This window comes from Halococcoides cellulosivorans (assembly GCF_003058365.1).
Classification (GTDB): domain Archaea; phylum Halobacteriota; class Halobacteria; order Halobacteriales; family Haloarculaceae; genus Halococcoides; species Halococcoides cellulosivorans.
In genome coordinates this window covers 1,023,685-1,039,511 of the sequence record NZ_CP028858.1, presented here as the reverse complement: position 1 = coordinate 1,039,511, position 15,827 = coordinate 1,023,685, and the positions used below count along the sequence as shown (strand labels likewise).

Annotated in this window: 18 protein-coding genes and 1 pseudogene; 8 read left to right on the top strand and 11 right to left on the bottom strand. The window is 65.4% G+C overall.

Annotation, left to right across the window (positions count from 1 at the left end; genetic code table 11):
* Nucleotides 1-57 precede the first annotated feature (57 nt).
* Nucleotides 58-525, top strand: a complete 468-nt coding sequence (locus tag HARCEL1_RS04995; RefSeq protein ID WP_108381477.1) for a DUF7510 family protein — start codon at nt 58-60, stop codon at nt 523-525.
* On the opposite strand, the gene HARCEL1_RS04990 is transcribed toward HARCEL1_RS04995, so the two are convergent.
* Nucleotides 501-1,532, bottom strand: coding sequence for a glycosyltransferase family 4 protein (locus tag HARCEL1_RS04990; protein WP_108384086.1), 1,032 nt, complete (start codon nt 1,530-1,532; stop codon nt 501-503). The genes HARCEL1_RS04995 and HARCEL1_RS04990 overlap by 25 nt on opposite strands.
* A gap of 163 nt (nt 1,533-1,695) precedes the next feature.
* Here HARCEL1_RS04990 and malQ point away from each other — a divergent pair, with 163 nt between their 5' ends.
* Nucleotides 1,696-3,171 (top strand): 4-alpha-glucanotransferase, encoded by a 1,476-nt coding sequence (gene malQ, locus HARCEL1_RS04985; protein WP_108381476.1) that lies wholly within the window; start codon nt 1,696-1,698, stop codon nt 3,169-3,171.
* Between the two features lie 33 nt (nt 3,172-3,204).
* Here the strand turns inward: malQ and HARCEL1_RS04980 are convergent, their stop codons facing one another.
* From HARCEL1_RS04980 to HARCEL1_RS04945, 8 genes and pseudogenes are all read right to left on the bottom strand, one after another.
* Nucleotides 3,205-4,212: a sugar phosphate nucleotidyltransferase gene (locus HARCEL1_RS04980; RefSeq protein WP_108381475.1), complete on the bottom strand. Its 1,008-nt coding sequence runs from the start codon at nt 4,210-4,212 to the stop codon at nt 3,205-3,207.
* A 254-nt stretch (nt 4,213-4,466) separates the two neighbouring features.
* Nucleotides 4,467-4,697 (bottom strand): annotated as a pseudogene (locus tag HARCEL1_RS13725) (MOSC N-terminal beta barrel domain-containing protein); the annotation flags it as partial.
* Between the two features lie 99 nt (nt 4,698-4,796).
* Nucleotides 4,797-5,018, bottom strand: coding sequence for a hypothetical protein (locus tag HARCEL1_RS04970; protein WP_108381474.1), 222 nt, complete (start codon nt 5,016-5,018; stop codon nt 4,797-4,799).
* Nucleotides 5,019-5,081: 63 nt separating this feature from the next.
* Entirely contained in the window at nt 5,082-5,543 is a 462-nt protein-coding gene (locus tag HARCEL1_RS04965) for a NuoI/complex I 23 kDa subunit family protein (protein WP_108381473.1), read from the bottom strand.
* 52 nt (nt 5,544-5,595) lie between these two features.
* Nucleotides 5,596-6,657, bottom strand: coding sequence for a complex I subunit 1/NuoH family protein (locus tag HARCEL1_RS04960; RefSeq protein WP_108381472.1), 1,062 nt, complete (start codon nt 6,655-6,657; stop codon nt 5,596-5,598).
* On the bottom strand, nt 6,654-8,312 hold the full coding sequence (locus HARCEL1_RS04955) for an NADH-quinone oxidoreductase subunit D (protein WP_108381471.1): 1,659 nt from the start codon (nt 8,310-8,312) through the stop codon (nt 6,654-6,656). The genes HARCEL1_RS04960 and HARCEL1_RS04955 overlap by 4 nt, the downstream gene beginning before the upstream one ends.
* Nucleotides 8,309-9,001 (bottom strand): NADH-quinone oxidoreductase subunit B, encoded by a 693-nt coding sequence (locus tag HARCEL1_RS04950; protein WP_108381470.1) that lies wholly within the window; start codon nt 8,999-9,001, stop codon nt 8,309-8,311. Before HARCEL1_RS04950 ends, HARCEL1_RS04955 begins: the two co-directional genes overlap by 4 nt.
* Nucleotides 8,998-9,405, bottom strand: coding sequence for an NADH-quinone oxidoreductase subunit A (locus HARCEL1_RS04945; RefSeq protein WP_108381469.1), 408 nt, complete (start codon nt 9,403-9,405; stop codon nt 8,998-9,000). The genes HARCEL1_RS04950 and HARCEL1_RS04945 overlap by 4 nt, the downstream gene beginning before the upstream one ends.
* Before the next feature lie 495 nt (nt 9,406-9,900).
* On the opposite strand from HARCEL1_RS04945, the gene HARCEL1_RS04940 reads away from it, so the two are divergent.
* The 6 genes from HARCEL1_RS04940 to HARCEL1_RS04915 all read left to right on the top strand — a co-directional run bounded on the left by HARCEL1_RS04940 (nt 9,901) and on the right by HARCEL1_RS04915 (nt 13,789).
* On the top strand, nt 9,901-10,446 hold the full coding sequence (locus HARCEL1_RS04940; protein WP_108381468.1) for a pyruvate ferredoxin oxidoreductase subunit gamma: 546 nt from the start codon (nt 9,901-9,903) through the stop codon (nt 10,444-10,446).
* Nucleotides 10,443-10,727: a 4Fe-4S binding protein gene (locus tag HARCEL1_RS04935; protein WP_108381467.1), complete on the top strand. Its 285-nt coding sequence runs from the start codon at nt 10,443-10,445 to the stop codon at nt 10,725-10,727. Before HARCEL1_RS04940 ends, HARCEL1_RS04935 begins: the two co-directional genes overlap by 4 nt.
* Before the next feature lies 1 nt (nt 10,728).
* Complete coding sequence (locus HARCEL1_RS04930; protein WP_108381466.1) at nt 10,729-11,955, top strand: pyruvate ferredoxin oxidoreductase; 1,227 nt, start codon at nt 10,729-10,731, stop codon at nt 11,953-11,955.
* A gap of 1 nt (nt 11,956) precedes the next feature.
* Entirely contained in the window at nt 11,957-12,913 is a 957-nt protein-coding gene (locus HARCEL1_RS04925; RefSeq protein WP_108381465.1) for a thiamine pyrophosphate-dependent enzyme, read from the top strand.
* A 102-nt stretch (nt 12,914-13,015) separates the two neighbouring features.
* Nucleotides 13,016-13,252 carry a hypothetical protein gene (locus HARCEL1_RS04920; RefSeq protein ID WP_108381464.1) on the top strand — a complete coding sequence of 79 codons (237 nt, stop codon included), beginning with the start codon at nt 13,016-13,018 and terminating at the stop codon, nt 13,250-13,252.
* A 120-nt stretch (nt 13,253-13,372) separates the two neighbouring features.
* Complete coding sequence (locus HARCEL1_RS04915) at nt 13,373-13,789, top strand: hypothetical protein (protein WP_108381463.1); 417 nt, start codon at nt 13,373-13,375, stop codon at nt 13,787-13,789.
* 145 nt (nt 13,790-13,934) lie between these two features.
* Here the strand turns inward: HARCEL1_RS04915 and HARCEL1_RS04910 are convergent, their stop codons facing one another.
* Both HARCEL1_RS04910 and HARCEL1_RS04905 read right to left on the bottom strand, forming a co-directional pair.
* Nucleotides 13,935-15,065: a glycosyltransferase gene (locus HARCEL1_RS04910; RefSeq protein WP_108381462.1), complete on the bottom strand. Its 1,131-nt coding sequence runs from the start codon at nt 15,063-15,065 to the stop codon at nt 13,935-13,937.
* A gap of 45 nt (nt 15,066-15,110) precedes the next feature.
* Nucleotides 15,111-15,680, bottom strand: coding sequence for an NADPH-dependent FMN reductase (locus tag HARCEL1_RS04905; RefSeq protein WP_108381461.1), 570 nt, complete (start codon nt 15,678-15,680; stop codon nt 15,111-15,113).
* Nucleotides 15,681-15,827: the final 147 nt, after the last annotated feature.

Here is a 15,827-nt window from a genome sequence, read left to right as displayed (position 1 = left end):
TGGTCTTTTTCCTTCGGATAAGCTCAACCTTACGACCGTCGAGGTGAAAGGATCTCCATGAGCACGCAATCGGTGACGATCACGACCGAGATCGACGACGACCGCACGATCGTTCGGGTCGCAGGCAGTCGGTCCGCAGCGGTCGTCGTCGAGTCCGCATCGGGCGAGCGGGTCTACCTCCCGCCGGAGGCCGACGAGGACGAACCGACGTCGCATCGGCCGGGCGAGAGCCCCTACGACGGCAGCGAAGGCCCGCGCGACGACAGCCCGTACGAGGGGATCAGCGATGCGCCCCCGCGCGGCGACAGCCCCTACGACGGAGCGACCGACGGCGTCGCTGACAGTCCCTACGAGGGCATGAGCGAGCAGAGCACGTACGGGTCGGCACGGGCCCGGCCGGAACGCATGGGCGTGACGCCGACGGAGACTGGCTTCCGGGTGGTCCACCCCGAACCCGTGACCGACGTACGCGTCTTGTGCGACGACGAGTCGAGGGCGGGTCAGTCCGCCAAAATCGAGCGGTAGAACTCCACGTGTTCGTCGGCCACGGTGTCCCAGCCGCGTGGGTCGTATGCCGGGAGCGGACCCGCATCGAGCGCCTCGCGGATCCCACGCGCGATCGAGCGTGAGTGGGGGTCGACCTCGGTCAGACAGCCCTCGGGGAGCACCTCGGCGGCGCCGGACTCACACGCGACGACGCGCGTCCCGACCGACAGCGATTCGACGATCGTGATACCGAACGGTTCCGACAGCGACGGCGAGACGAACGCGTCAGCGCTGGCGTAGTAATCCCCGAGGTCGGGTTCGGGCACGTAGCCCACGAACTCGACCATCTCCTCGATACCGAGCAGGTCGACGAACGCTTTCAATCGGTCGGTCAGGTGGCCCGTCCCGCCGACGACGAGCGTCACCTCGCCGGGATCGAACCGGTCGAGCGCGTAGACGAGGTGTTCGATGCCTTTCTGGTGGGTGTGCCGGCCGACGAAAAACAGCATGTCGCCCGCGACGTCCAACTCGGCTTTGAGATCCCGGCCCGTCGCCTCGACGCTGGAGAAGCCGTTGTGGATGACGTGCGACTCGCCGCCGTATTCGGCGTCGATCGATCGGCGGACCAGATCGCTGACGGCGACGAGGTGATCGGCCTGATCGACGATGCGCTGTTCGGTCTCGCGTTCGCGGGCGGGCGGATCGCGATTCCGATCGCTCGTCAGCGAGTGGTAGGTCGTCACCCACTCGATGTCGTGAGCGGCGTGCGCGCGTGACCCGGGGCCGTAGCCGAACCAGTCGTGGGTGTGGACGATGTCGGCGTCGGCCGCCCGATCGACGAACGTCTCCGAGAGGCGGTTGATCCGCTCGCGGACGTCGCCCTCGCCCGTGGGCACGCCGTGGACGTGCGGGCGGTCGGGGGCGTACTCCTCGGGGAGGACCAGATCGATCGCCACGTCGTCGCGAGTGTCGAACTGCTCGAACAGTTCACCGACGGCCGTGTCGAGACCACCACTCACGTTCGGGGGGAACCCCCAGCCCAGCATGAGGACGTGCGGAACCATTTGGCCGGCGATTAGAGGGGGGTGTACTTACCGGTTGGTTCCGGCGGGGATCTGACGGGTTCGTTCGAGGGCACCAAATTGACGCACTCGATGGGTGCCAGACGCCAACCACCGCCTTCTTGGGCGGGGCCCGACTGCTCAGTCCATGGCGCTCGATCGAGAGAGTGGAATCTTCTTGCATTTGAGTTCGCTGCCCGGCCCCCACGGCATCGGTGATCTGGGCGCGACCACCGCGGTGCTCGACTGGCTCGACCGGGCCGATCAGTCGGTCTGGCAGGTCTGTCCGATCAATCCGACCCAGGGCGTCCACGGCCACTCGCCGTACGCGTCGGTCTCGACGTTCGCGGGCAACCCGTTGTTCGTCGATCTGACCGATCTCGTCGATCGGGGATGGCTGTCGGCGGACGCGCTCGCGGACGCACCCCGGACCGATCGGGTCGACTACGATCGCGTCGTCCCGTTCACCGAGGACTGCCTGGAGGCAGCCTTCGAGGGGTTTCGAGACCGGGCGACCGACGAGGAACGCGCGACCTTCGAGGCGTTCCGCGAGCGCGAAGCGGGGTGGCTGGCCGACTATTCGCTGTTCGTCACGCTGCGCGAGCGGTTCGACGGCCAGCCCTGGGCCGACTGGCCAGCGGAGTTCGCGAGCCGCGATCCCGACGCCATAGAGACGATCCGCACCGAGCGCGCCGACCGGATCGCCTATCACGCGTTCGTCCAGTGGATCTTCGACGAGCAGTGGCAGCGGTTCCGTGCGGCCGCCGCCGACCGCGGAATCGATCTGATCGGTGACCTGCCGATCTACGTCGCGTGGGACTCGGCGGACGTCTGGGCGCATCGCGAGGCGTTCGACCTCCGCGCGGACGGCCACCCCGCGGCGGTCGCGGGCGTCCCGCCCAACCCCGGCGACGACGGCCAGCGCTGGGGCATGCCCGTCTACGACTGGGACGCGCTCGCGCCGGAGTACGACTGGTGGGTCGCGCGACTCGATCGCCTGCTCGCACTGGTGGATCGCGTGCGCATCGATCACTTCAAAGCGTTCGAGTCGTTCTGGGCGATCCCCGCCGAGAAATCGGATCCCGCCGCGGGCGAGTGGCGCGCGGGCCCCGGCGCAGCGTTCTTCGAGCGCGTCCGGGCCGAACACGGCGCGTTGCCGTTCATCGTCGAGGATCTGGGCTTTCTGGACGACGCGCTCGCGACCCTGCGCGACCGCTTCGAATTCCCAGGGATGCGTGTGCCCCACTACGCGGACTGGTGTGCCGAACGGCATCGCCACAAGCCCGCGGGCTATCCCGAACGGAGCGTCGCGTACACTTCCACGCACGACACGAACACTGCACGCGGCTACGTCGAGAGCCTCGACGACCGCCAGCGCTCCTGTCTGGAGTACGCGCTCGCGACCGACGCCGAGCGCGCGGTCTGGGACCTACTCGAAGCGGTCTGGCAGTCCGACGCCGCGCTCGCGATCGCACCCGTTCAGGACCTCCTCGATCTGGGCTCCGAGAGTCGGCTCAACGACCCCGCGGGTGGCGACGACTGGACGTGGCGACTGCCCGCGGGGGCGCTCGACGACGCGCTCGCGGACCGCCTGCGCGCGACCACCGACGCCGCGTTGCGGTAGGCAGTCGATCGAAGCCGGGCGACGACGCGATGCCTACTGCGAATCGCGATTCTGCTCCCAGATCGCAGACACCGGCGGTTCCTGAACCAGCGAGGTGTACGCCCCGATCTGGGCGTTCGACAGCGTCACTTCTTCGAGTTGGGTGTTCTGATCGATGATCGACGAGAAGATCTGACACGATCGAAGCGTGGCGTTCGGGAACACGACCGAGCGTTCGAGCGTGGAGTCCGTCACGGTCGCGCCCTCCATCACGTGAACGTTCGCGCCCAGATCACTGTCCTCGACGCGAGCGTCGGGGTGGACGAGCGTCCCACCGTCGAGATACCACGACACGGCGTCGAGATAGCCGTCGGGCGTGCCGATGTCGAACCACGCGCCCTCGAACGGGAAGGCGCGCACGGGTTCACGATCGATCAGCCAGGTTATAAACCAGCCCGGCTCGTCGGGGTTGTTATCGCCGGAGAGATACGTCTCGAACAGGCCGAGCGTCTCGGCGGTGAACGCATAGCACGCGATGGAGACGAGCGTGCTCGGCGGATCGTCCGGCTTCTCCTGGAATTCCGTGACGCGATCGCCGTCGACGTCGATCACACCGTACTGGGTCGCGCGTTCGAGGTCACCGACGTCGTAGGCGGCGATCGTGGTATCGCCGTTCTCTTCGAAGGTATCGATGAACTCCGAGAGGCCGAAGCTAATGAGGTTGTCGCCCGCGATGACGAGCGTGTCCGAATCGATCCCTTCGCGGTCGACGAGTTGTCCGAGCGCGCCGACGACGCCGAACTTCTCGCTCTCGGCGCTGGCGTCCTCGACGGAGACGGCCGGCTTCTCGAACTCCGAGTCGGCCAGGTGCTCGCGGAAATCGTCCGCGAACTCCTCGTTGGTCGAAACGTAGACGTCGTCGACGCGGTCGTCGTCTTCGAGGTCTCGGAAGATGCGATCGACGACTGTCGTGTCACCGATCGGAAGAAACATCTTCGGGCGGTCACGAGTGATCGGCCAGAGCCGGGTGGCGAAGCCACCGGCCAGCACCACTGCGTCCATATCGGGGTTCCGTGCAGGGCCCACTTCGTTCTACTGGTGCGCGCTCGTTTCGCCGGAGGCTGATCGGGCGACGCCGTGTGGCCGGCCTCGTGAACACCGACCCCGAGGGGCCCGACGAAGCGGCCCTCCCAGAACGCGGGCACCCCCGCGACCTCGACGTTCGCTCGCAGGCGTCGGCGCACGCTCTCGACGGACAGGTCGAACCAGTCAGCGACGGCCTCCAGGGTCGCCGTGCTGATCACCGACGGGCCCGTCTCGGGGCGGTCGACCGCCGGCGTCTCGACGGTCAGTCGGTGCCCGTCGGGATCGAAAGCGCTCTCGATGCGGTGGATGGCCGCCGTGCGCTTGCCGTTGGGAATCTCACCCGACGCGTCCAGCAGGACGTAGCGGCGATCGTGCGCGAGTATCCCCCACTCGTCGATCCGAGCGGTGTCGCACGCGATCCCGTCGAGGCCCTTGACGGGGTAGACCCGTGTGCTCGACACGTGGCATACGACGACCACGACAGCCGACGACAAAAAGCGCCCATACCGGTCGCCACTCGTCCAGACCGGCAGCGCCGACTCACTCGATCGTGGCGGCGATCACATCGCGACGAGATCGCTCGAATAGGACAGGCCGACGCCGATGATCACGAGCAACAGGCCCAACCCACGGAACACGTAGTTGGCGAGGCCATCGAGTGCGACCGTTTCGTCGGCCCCGGTCACCGCTGCGTTCGCCCGGAGGACGTACTGGGGACCGAGCAACATCGCCAGTCCGACGAACGCTGCCAGAACTCCGACGCCGAGCGTGAGTGCCGTCATAGTCGGCGGTTCGACGGCCGGCCCTAAATAGGTTCGTCAGACGGGCCGCGGAACGGATCGGGACTACTGATAATCGATCTCGCCGTCACCCTCTCCGACCCAGGCCTCACGGTCGGGTTCACGCGCGGCGACGGGGTCGGTCTTCTCGTACCAGGGGACGTTTTTCAACTCCTCTTTGGCGTACGCCAGATCGTCTTTGGTGTCACCGACGAACTCGAAGTTCTCGGTGAGGACGATCGCTTCGGTCGGACAGACCTCCTCACACAGCCGACAGTAGATGCACTGCCCAATGTGGAGGTTGTACTGTTCGCCGTTGCGGTCTTCGTCCATGACGATCTGGATGGTGTCGTTCGGACAGACTTTCTCACACTGGCGACACCAGATACACCGCTGTTCGGACCACTTGTGGACCCCTCGGAACCGGTCCTCGACGTCGGGGGCGTCTTTGGGGTACTCGACAGTGATGGTGTTGCCGTCGAGTGCGTGTTTCATCGTCGTCGCGAGTCCTTTGAGGATGCCGATCATGGAGCGTCACCTCCGAGCGTCGCCGGGGGCCGGACCGCAGTCGGGAGCGAACTCATGCGAGCACCCCCACGGCGACGGCCGTCACCACGAAGTTCGCGAACGCCAATACGAGCAGGCGTTTCCAGCCGAAGTCGATCAACTGATCGATCCGCACGCGGGGCACCGCCGAGCGGGCCCACTGCGTCACGAGGAAGACCGCCCAGATCTTCAGCGTGAACCAGAACAGGCCGAGGATCTCCGGACCAGGCCCGGCGGGTCCACCGAGGAACAAGGTTGCGATGATCGCCCCGCCGAGGAAGATGTGGATGAACTCTCCCAGGTAGAACAGGACGAAGTAGACGCTGCCGTACTCGGTCTGGTACCCCCCGACGAGTTCGGTCGGCGCCTCGGGGATGTCGAAGGGATTGCGGCCGACCTCCGCGAGGTTCGCCGCGAAGAAGATGGCGAACGCGAACGGATTGAGCAGGCCGAACCACATCGGAATCGCGATCGGGCCGAGTTGGACGAGCGTCTGCTGTTGAGCCTCGACGATCGCACTCAACTGGAGGGTGCCGGTAAAGAGCACGACCGAGACGCCGGTCAGGACGAGCGGAATCTCGTAGGCGATATTCTGGGCGACCGCGCGGAGTCCACCCAGAAACGAGTACTTGTTGTTCGAAGCGTATCCGGCCATCAGCAGGCCCAGCGACGCGATCGAGGAGACCGCGAACACGTAGACCAGGCCGATCTCTGGGTCGGCAACCTGGATGCCCGATCCCAGCGGAATCACCGCGAAGCCGAGCAGGGCCGATCCCGCGAGCACGAGCGGTGCGAGGTCGTAGGCCGGCCGGTCCGCGCCCTCGGGAATGATCAGTTCTTTCGAGAGCAATCGAATGGAGTCCGCGACGATGATGAAAATCCCCCACGGCCCGTGCTGATTGACCGAAATCCGGTCGGTGAACTTGGCGGTGATCTTGCGTTTGGCCCACGGGCCCGCGAGCGCAGTCTGGGCGAGCACGAACGAGGCGACGCCCGCGGCAGCGAGCAGGCCCATCGCGAACACGGCGATCGGATTCGCCGGGTCGAGGCCGAACCACTCGACGAACTGCTCGGGCAGCGTGACGGCCGGAATCATCGGTCCACCTCCCCGAGGACGACGTCGAGACTGCCGAGCGAGGCGATCATGTCCGCGAGGAACTCACCCTCGGCCATCGTCGGCAGCGTCTGCAGGTTCGAGAAACACGGACTCCGGATCTTGAACCGGGCTGGCTGGGCCGTGCCGTCACTCCGAATGTAGATCCCGAGTTCGCCTTTCGCGGCCTCGACCGCCCGATAGATCTCGGCGTCGGGGTCGGGTTTGATCGTCCGCGGGACGTTCGACTGGATCTGGCGGTCCTCGGCGGGATACGATTCGAGGCGGTCGACACACTGGCGGACGATCTTCGCGGACTCTTCGAGTTCGCGCATGCGAACGAGCACGCGCGCGTAGTTGTCGCCGTTGTCCTGGGTGACGACATCCCAGTCCAACTCGGGATACATCCCGTAGGGATCGTCACGCCTGAGGTCGTAATCGATCCCCGACCCCCGGGCGACCGGCCCGGTCGCGCCGACCGATTTCGCGACGTCGGCGGGCAAGACGCCGGTGTCGATACACCGCATCTGGAAGATTTCGTTGCCCGTGATGAGGTCGTGGTACTCCTCGATGCTGTCGACGAACCCGTCGAGGAAGTCTCGCACGTCCGCGAAGAATTCCTCGCGCGGATCGGGCAGATCGAAGGCGACCCCGCCGATCCGGAGGTAGTTGAACATCAGCCGCTGGCCGGTCAGCGCCTCCAGCAGGCTCTGGATGTCCTCGCGGTCCTGGACGGCGTACATGAAGATCGCCGTGAAGTCGCCGTAGACGTCGAGGCCAAAGGTTCCGACCGCGAGCAGGTGTGAGGCCATCCGCGTGAGTTCCGCACTCATCGTCCGGAGCAACTGGGCGTACTCCGGAACGTCGACGTCGACCAGGTCCTCGATGGTGCGCGCGTAGGCCCACTCGTTGAGGATCCCGCCCGGCGCGTAGTCCCACCGGTCGGGGTACGGCATGATCTGATAGCGATAGTCGCTCTGCTGGCACATCTGCTCTTCACACCGGTGGAGATAGCCGATGTCGGGGTCGACGTCTGCGACCTCCTCGCCGTCGAGGACGGTCTTCACGTGAAGCACGCCGTGGGTCGCGGGGTGGTGCGGCCCGATGTTCAAAAACAGCGTGTCGCCGGCCTCGTGGTTGTCCGCGATCGGGTTGACGTGCTCGCGCAGTGAGACCACCTGGGGTTCGGTCTGGTCGTAATCCGGGCCGAGGGGGTGGCCCTGCCAGGTCTCGGGCAAGAGGATGCGCCGCAGATCGGGGTGATCGTCGTACTCGATGCCCACGAGGTCGTAGGCCTCCCGTTCGTGGTAGTTCGCCGTTCGGTAGATCGGCGCGGCGGACTCGCTGACCGGGTCGTCGGCGGGCGTGGGGACGACGACCGACAGTTCGCGAGTGGGGTCGTCGTACGAGCGCAGGTGATAGATCGTCTCGTAGCGATCGCGGTAGGGTTGGGCAGTCACGCAAGCACAGTGATCGAAGCCCGCCTCGTCGCGAAGCGTCCCCAGCACGGACTGGACGCTCTCGCGGTCGATCACGATCGCGGGCGCGTTCGCGTGATCGTCCCGTCCGAGGACCTGCTCCCCGAGCAGGGTCTCGATCCGACCGATATCGACGCCCTCGATCGATGCTTCACTCGTCTCGGGTGTGTCGACGCTCATGGCGAATCAGCCCAGTTGTACCGCATGACGAGATCGTCCTCGTCGATGTCGTCGGCAAGTTTCTCGATCAACTCGTCGCGTTCGAGGTCACCGAACTGTTCGAGTTCGTACGGTTTGACCGTCACCGGTGCGGACTCGCCGTGCTGGATGCGCTCCTGGAGTTTGAGGACACCGTAGACCAGCGCCTCGGGCCGGGGCGGACAGCCGGGGACGTGGATGTCGACGGGGATGACTTCCTCGGCACCTTTGACGACATTGTAGCCCTCCTGGAACGGGCCCCCGGAGATCGTACACGACCCCATCCCGACCACGAACTTGGGTTCGGGGACCTGGTCGTAGACCCGCTTCATCCGGGGAGCGAACTTCGAGACGATCGTCCCGGGAACGATCATCACGTCGGCCTGACGCGGGGACGCTCGGGGAACGCCCGCACCGAACCGATCGAGGTCGTGTTTGACCGCGTAGGTGTGCATCATCTCGATCGAACAGCACGCGATCCCGAACTGGAGCATGAACATCGAGTTGCCCCGCACCCAGTTCATGAACTGGTCGAACTTGGTGAGGATGAACGGCGACGTGCCGAAGACGTCTCGCAGACGGGAGTTGAAGCGGTTGTCGGGGCCCTCTCCCCGACGGGCGGCCTGTTTCGAATCGCGGGCCTCCTCGGGCAGCGAGCGGTCCGTACTCATGAGTGAGCCTCCACGCCCTCGGCGCGATCACTGCGCACCCAGCGGACGGCCCCGTTGCGCCAGGCCCAGCCGAGTCCGACGACCAGAATGCCGATGAACACGAGTATCGGGGCGAGCGCACGCACGAGGCCAGCCATCTCGACGGCGCGACTGTAGACGACGGTCCAGGGGACGATCAGGACCGTTTCGATGTCGAACACCACGAACAACAGCGCGACCATGTAATACTGGATGTTGAATCGGATGTGGGTCCCACCCGTCGGGACTTCACCGCTCTCGTAGGTGGCCCGCTTGTCTGGTTCGGGAACGTTCGGGCGAATCAGCGCCGAGACCGCCATCATACTCAGCGGGATGGCGAGCGCGACGACGCCGAACGCCCCGACCGCGATCCAGGGATCGGTCATGTTGGACGCGCTTGTACGGGCGGATAGTTAAGGGTTCAGTGTGGAGAGGTCGTTGCCCCTTCGTGGCCATTCGACCGGCCCAAGCCGCCGACGTCGACGGCGGTCGGCCTCTTCGGCGTCGACCGAACGGCGGCCGCCACCCCGACCGCAGGGTCGAACCCCCGCTATTGGGGGTCCAACCACCGCGGGCCCGAACCACCAGATCGATCCCTCGATCTGATAGCTTCTGTCGCCGGCGATACATCCGTCGTGGGAATCCGTCTGCCGAGGCGGCTGAGCCGCCGATATCAGAAAACGTATGACATGGTCGTTGATTATAGAATGGTCCGGTCGGTTACATTCGTTCCGAGAGAATCATGAAAAACCCGCGGGATGGGCCTTAAACTCCCCCAATTTAGGGGGTATACACTGACGAACGTTCGTGACATAACAGTATGTAAGGGTGGGTGCTGGGTCCCGGCGGGACCCCACCCACACAACCAAGAGGTGGACGATATGGACAAGACAGAAATACGCATTCACGGACGAGGCGGTCAGGGATCGGTCACCCTGGCACAGTTGCTCGCGCAGGCGGCCCACGAGGAGGGCATCTGGGCGCAAGCATTCCCCGCATTCGGTGTCGAACGGCGTGGAGCGCCGGTCGAGGCGTTCGCGCGGTTCGACGAGTCGAAGATCACCGACCGGAGTCAGGTCGACGAACCGGACGTGGTGATCGTCCAGGACACGAGCCTGCTGGAGTACGTCGACGTCACCGAGGGGCTGACCGACGACGGCCTCATCATCGTCAACACCGGGAAAGATCCCTCGGAGGTGGCCATCGAGACGTCGGGTGAGCTCCTGACGGTCGACGCGACCGAGATCGCCCTGGAGCATCTGGGCAAGCCGATCATGAACACGGCGCTGCTCGGCGCGTTCGCGGGCGCGACAGAAGCGTTGTCTCGGGACAGCCTCGAAGAGGTCATCACACGGAAGTTCGGCGGCGAGATCGGTGAACAGAACGTCGCAGCATCCAACGACGCGTTCACGGAGGTCCAGGCATGAGTTCAGATCCATACGAGAATCTCTCGATTTCGACCGGTGCCGTCGCACAGCCCAACACCTCACTGGTGAACAAGACCGGATCCTGGCGGCAGTTCCGTCCGGTCATCGACGCCGACGCCTGCATCGGCTGTGGACAGTGTGATACGTACTGTCCGGACCAGGCCGCCAAACAGGTCGACGATCAGCTGTACGGCATCGACCTGGACTACTGCAAGGGCTGTGGCATCTGTGCCGAGGAGTGCCCGACCGACGCCATCGAGATGATCCGGGAGGACAGCTGAGATGGCGACAGCAGACTCCACACCCGGCGAGGACACCCAGGTGATGAAAGGCACGTCGGCGGTCGCGAAAGGCGTCGCCGCGATCGACCCCGACGTGATCAGCGCCTACCCGATCACGCCCCAGACGGGCGTCGTCGAGAAGCTCTCCGAGATCGTCGCTGACGGCGACATCGACTCGGAGTTCATCAAAGTCGACAGCGAGTTCAACGCCGCTTCGACGTGTATCGGCGCGTCCGCCGCGGGCGCACGAGCGTTCTCGGCCACGTCGAGCCAGGGCCTGAAGCTGATGAGTGAACCGCTGTTCACGGCGGCGGGGCACCGCCTGCCGATCGTGATGGCGGTCGCCAACCGGTCGCTGTCGGGCCCGCTCTCGATCTGGGCCGACCACACCGACTGTTTCGCAGAGCGCGACGGCGGGATGATGCAGTTCCACGCCGAGGACGTCCAGGAAGCCATCGACCACGTCCTCTTGAGCTTCAAAGTCGCTGAACAGGTCAACCTGCCCGCGCTCTCGAATTTCGACGGGTTCATCCTGACTCACGTGCAGGAACCCGCCAACATCCCGACCGAGGCCGAAGTCAGTGAGTTCCTCCCGCCGCGGGACCCCGCCTACACGCTCGACCCGTCGGACCCGGCGACGATGGGGGCGTACGCCCGCCCCGAGCACTGGACCGAAGCGCGCTACGAGGTCCAGGCCGCCCTGGAGGACGCCCGCGACGTCTGGACCGACGCCGTCGAGGAGTTCGACGACGTCTTCGGCCGCGACTACACCGAGTACGACGGCATGATCGACACGTATCGCGCCGACGACGCCGAGACGGTCATCGTCGCGCTCGGCTCGATCTGTGGCACGATCCGTGGCGTCATCGACGAGATGCGCGCCGACGGTGAACTCGTCGGACTCGTCCGCCCGCGCGTCCACCGGCCGTTCCCCGCCGAGCAGTTGCGCGACGCCCTGTCGGGCGCTCACCAGGTCGCCGTGCTCACCAAAGAGAACTCCCAGGGCTTCGAGAGCGCGCTCGCCAGCGAGATCAAGAGCGCACTCTACCACGCCGAGCACCAGCCGCCGATGAAGACGTACATCCTCGGCATGGCCGGTCGGGACGTGACCAGCGAGGACATCAAAGCGATCGTCGCGGACGCCGAGACCGCCACCGACGTGATGGACTTCTCGGAGAGCGAATCCTGGCCGCAACTGCGTGAAGACATCATCAGCGGAGGGATCTGAGATGAGCTCCGAATTACAGGAACAGGACTACACCGACGAGATCGATCACGAGGGAGAACTGTGGAACGCCGGCCACCGCGCGTGTGCGGGGTGCGGTCCCGCGAACGCGATGAAGTACATCACGGAGGCCGCCGGCGAGAACACCATCATCGCCCAGCCGACCGGGTGTATGGAGGTCGTCTCGACGCCGTACCCCGAGAGCGCGTGGGGTGTCAGTTACATCCACAACATCTTCGAGAACGCCGCCTCGGTCGCCTCCGGCATCGAGGCCGCCTACCAGGCGTTCGATCGGCGCGACCCCGACCACCTCGACGTCGCAGACGAGGACGACCTCAATATCATCGCGGTCGGTGGCGACGGCGCGACCGCCGACATCGGCTTTCGGGCCCTCTCGGGGATGATGGAGCGGGGTCACGACGTGACCTACATCATGTACGACAACGAGGCGTACATGAACACGGGCGTCCAGCGGTCGAGTCAGACGCCCTACGGCGCGGAGACGACGACCTCGCCACACGGTGAGGCCTCGGTCGGCAACGACACCAACAAGAAAGACATGGCGTCGATCGCCGCCGCCCACGGCGTCGATTACGTCGCGACGGCGTCGATCTCGAACCCCCACGACTTCAAGCAGAAAATCGAGACCGCGCTCGAACGTGACGGGCCGAAGTTCCTCCACGTCTACGCGCCCTGTCCGGTCGGGTGGGGCTACGACTCCTCGAAGACGGTCGAACTCGCCCGCCTCGCGGTCGAAACCGGCCTGTTCCCCGTCTTCGAGATGGAGGGCGGCGAGATCACGAACATTCGGAAGGTCAGCGACCGCAAGCCGATCGAGGAGTTCGTCAAGTACCAGAAGCGATTCAGTCACCTCGTCGGCGAGGACGGAGACGAAGAGGGCCTTGCGGAGTTGCAGGCCTGGATCGACGGGCGTGCCGAAGACCTGGGCATCGACGCCTGATCGCAGTCAGCGAGTCAGGGGCGACGGTCCGTACTCGAACGATCTGTTTCTGTCGTCGGAATCGCCGGAGGGCTTAATGGCTCGGCGTGAGACCGACGAGTCGTGACCGACACTACCGATCAACTCCGGGACGCGTTCGAACGGACAGAGTACCCCGTCGACAGCGTCGGTGAGAATCGCGGACTCACACAGGTCCACCTCCGGACCGACGACCCCCATGGCGACGAACTCCAGGCGATTGCAGAAGACGCCATCGGTGACGCACTGCTCGGCGTCGACGTTTCCGTCGAGGAAGTCGGTGACGAGGTGGGCACGGTCGTCTCGGTGCGCCATCGCTAGCCAGTCGAATCGTCGGCCGAAGTCCCGATTTGGGTCGAGAGACCGTTCGAGGACGGCCGTCTGAACGCCGACACACGAAATGTGTAATGATAAGGAGGAGTGGCTACAAAGCGAATTGAAATGAAAGACGTGTTCTGGACAGCGGTGCTCGTTGGCTCGATACTGCTGGTGTTCACGTTCTCTGGCGGTGTGACGGCCTTCGAATCGTCATCGACAGCCACGAGTATCGACATCCAGGAAGTGAACGCCAGCGACGTTCCCGACCACGCCACAGTCACCCAGTATCGGTCCCTCTCGGACGAGAAGCGTCGCTTGTTCGCTGATGCGCTCCTCTCGAACGGGTCCGCAGAAACGGACGAGGACGTCCCATTCGGTGGAGAGTACGTTACCTCCGAGGAGTCGACGTACGAGGTCTCGGCGGTCGTGTCTGACGGGGGCGGCAGGAATGCACTCATCATGTGGGGATTGCTCCTCACTGGCTCGTTCTTCGTCGTGATCGGTGTTCTCGGACTCGCCTGGCAAGAATTTCGAGATTGACTCCGTTTGGCCCTCGATATCGGCCCGTCCGATTCATCCGTCGAGAATCGAACAGAGGTCGGCACCACCAGCGGATGCTTTCGAGGGCAGTTCGATACGATTCGGAGGACCCCGGCCTGAATCAGTCACTCGCAGTCCAGCACCGCTAGAGCCAGCCAAAGCGCCGACCCAACTCGCGATACAGGTCGAGATACCGTTCGAGGACGGTCTCGTGGTCGTATTCGTCGAACTCCGTACTCGCGGTCTGGCGGTCGATGTCGCCGGCCGCGAGGAGGGCATCCGCGATCTCTTCGGGATCGGTCACCCGGAAGTGCCGGTCCCGGTGGACGATCAACTCGTGAGCCGAGGAGTCGGCCTGGTACTCGACGATGCCGACACAGCCGGCGACGAGCGCGCGGAGCAGTTCCTCCGCGAACGGTTCGATCCGGGCGGCCTGGACAAACGTGTGCGCCCCGCGATAGCGTGCGATGCGGTCCTCGGCGTCGGGCCAGCCCCGAAAAGTGACCCGACCGTCGATCCGGAGATCACGCGTCTGGACCTCCAGGGCCGCCCGGCGCGAGCCCTCACCGAACACTGACACTGAGAAATCCCGGTCGCGCAACTCCGCGAGCGCGAGCAAGAGGTCGTCGAGTCCGGAACTGCCGTCGAGCGGTGCGGCGAAGACCGCGTCGTCCTCTCCGACCGGGTCGATCGCGTGGATCCGGTCCACGTCGACGCTCGTGGGGAGGATCCGGACGTGATCGTCCGATCGGAGCTGTTCGCGAACACGGGTCTGGACGAGTTCCGAGGGGGTGACGACCGCCGCGGGTTCGCTCAGTCCGAGGCGGTCAGATCGGCTGGTCGGCGCGGACGGCGAGGCGTACTCGACGACCAGGGGTGAGCGTGCGAGTGAGCCCGCGACGCTCGCGGCGACGGTCTGGGCCGGCCGTGCCGTCGTGTGGATCACGTCCGGATCGAAGCCGACGAGCGACCTGATCAGCGAGAAGGGCCACCGCCGTTTCCGCGGCACCCCGAAATACCGGACGCCGTCGACGGTCACCCGACGGGCCGGTGACGCCCCCTCGGGTGGCGATTCGTCGTCCGAGGCCGACTGCCCCGACGCTCCCGGCTCCGACCCGTCGGCCTCGCTCTCGCCGTCGACAGCCCACCAGGGATGGCAGACGACGGCGACGCTGTGGCCACGACTCGCGAGCGAGTCGACCAGCGTCGCGAGTCGCCGCCGGGCCCGCCCCTCGGGGGTCGCGTTCAGTTCCCGTGCGACGACCGCGACACGCATAGTCCATGGAAGGGCAGCGCCCGACAAAAAGTCACTCGTTACGATTCAGTCGCCGCCGACGTTCTCGGCACTCTCGAAGGTGCCCGGATCGCGATCGATGTGAGCGTACTCGACGAGGTCGGTCCCGAGATCGGTGAGCATCGCTTCGATCTCGTCGTCGGTCGGCACGCCGTCCGCGAACACCGAACTCGCCCGTGGGACGGCGACCTGGTGGGGAAGCACCCAGGCGTCGAGCGAGCGACAGACCGTTCGCAGGTGATCGAGCGCGGTGACGGGGAATCGACCGCCAGCGACACAACAGAGCCCGACGGTCGTCTCCTCGAACTCGTCGAACCCGCTGTAATCGAGTGCGGTCTTCAGCGGCGAGGAATAGGAGCCGTGATAGACGGGCGTGCCGAGACAGACCGCATCGGCCCCACGGAGTGCCTCACGGAGCGCCGGCGCGTCACCGACGTCCGGTCGATCCGGATCGAACGGCGGCAGATCGTACTCCCGAAGCGCGACGAGGCGGGTCTCGACACCCCGATCGGCGGCCCTCTCGATGACGTGCTCGACGGCCTGTCGTGTGTAGCTCCCGGACCGGCGACTCCCGGCGATCCCGAGTATCGTCGTCATGGATGGGAGTGGACACCCCTGATACAAAAGGACGACCACCCGATCCGACCGGGCCACAGCGCAAGCCGAAGACGACCCCCACGACGCGGTTCGCGACGACCGTTCCATCCGCATCCAGGGAAAAATTTTAGTGGCTCTATGAGAAAA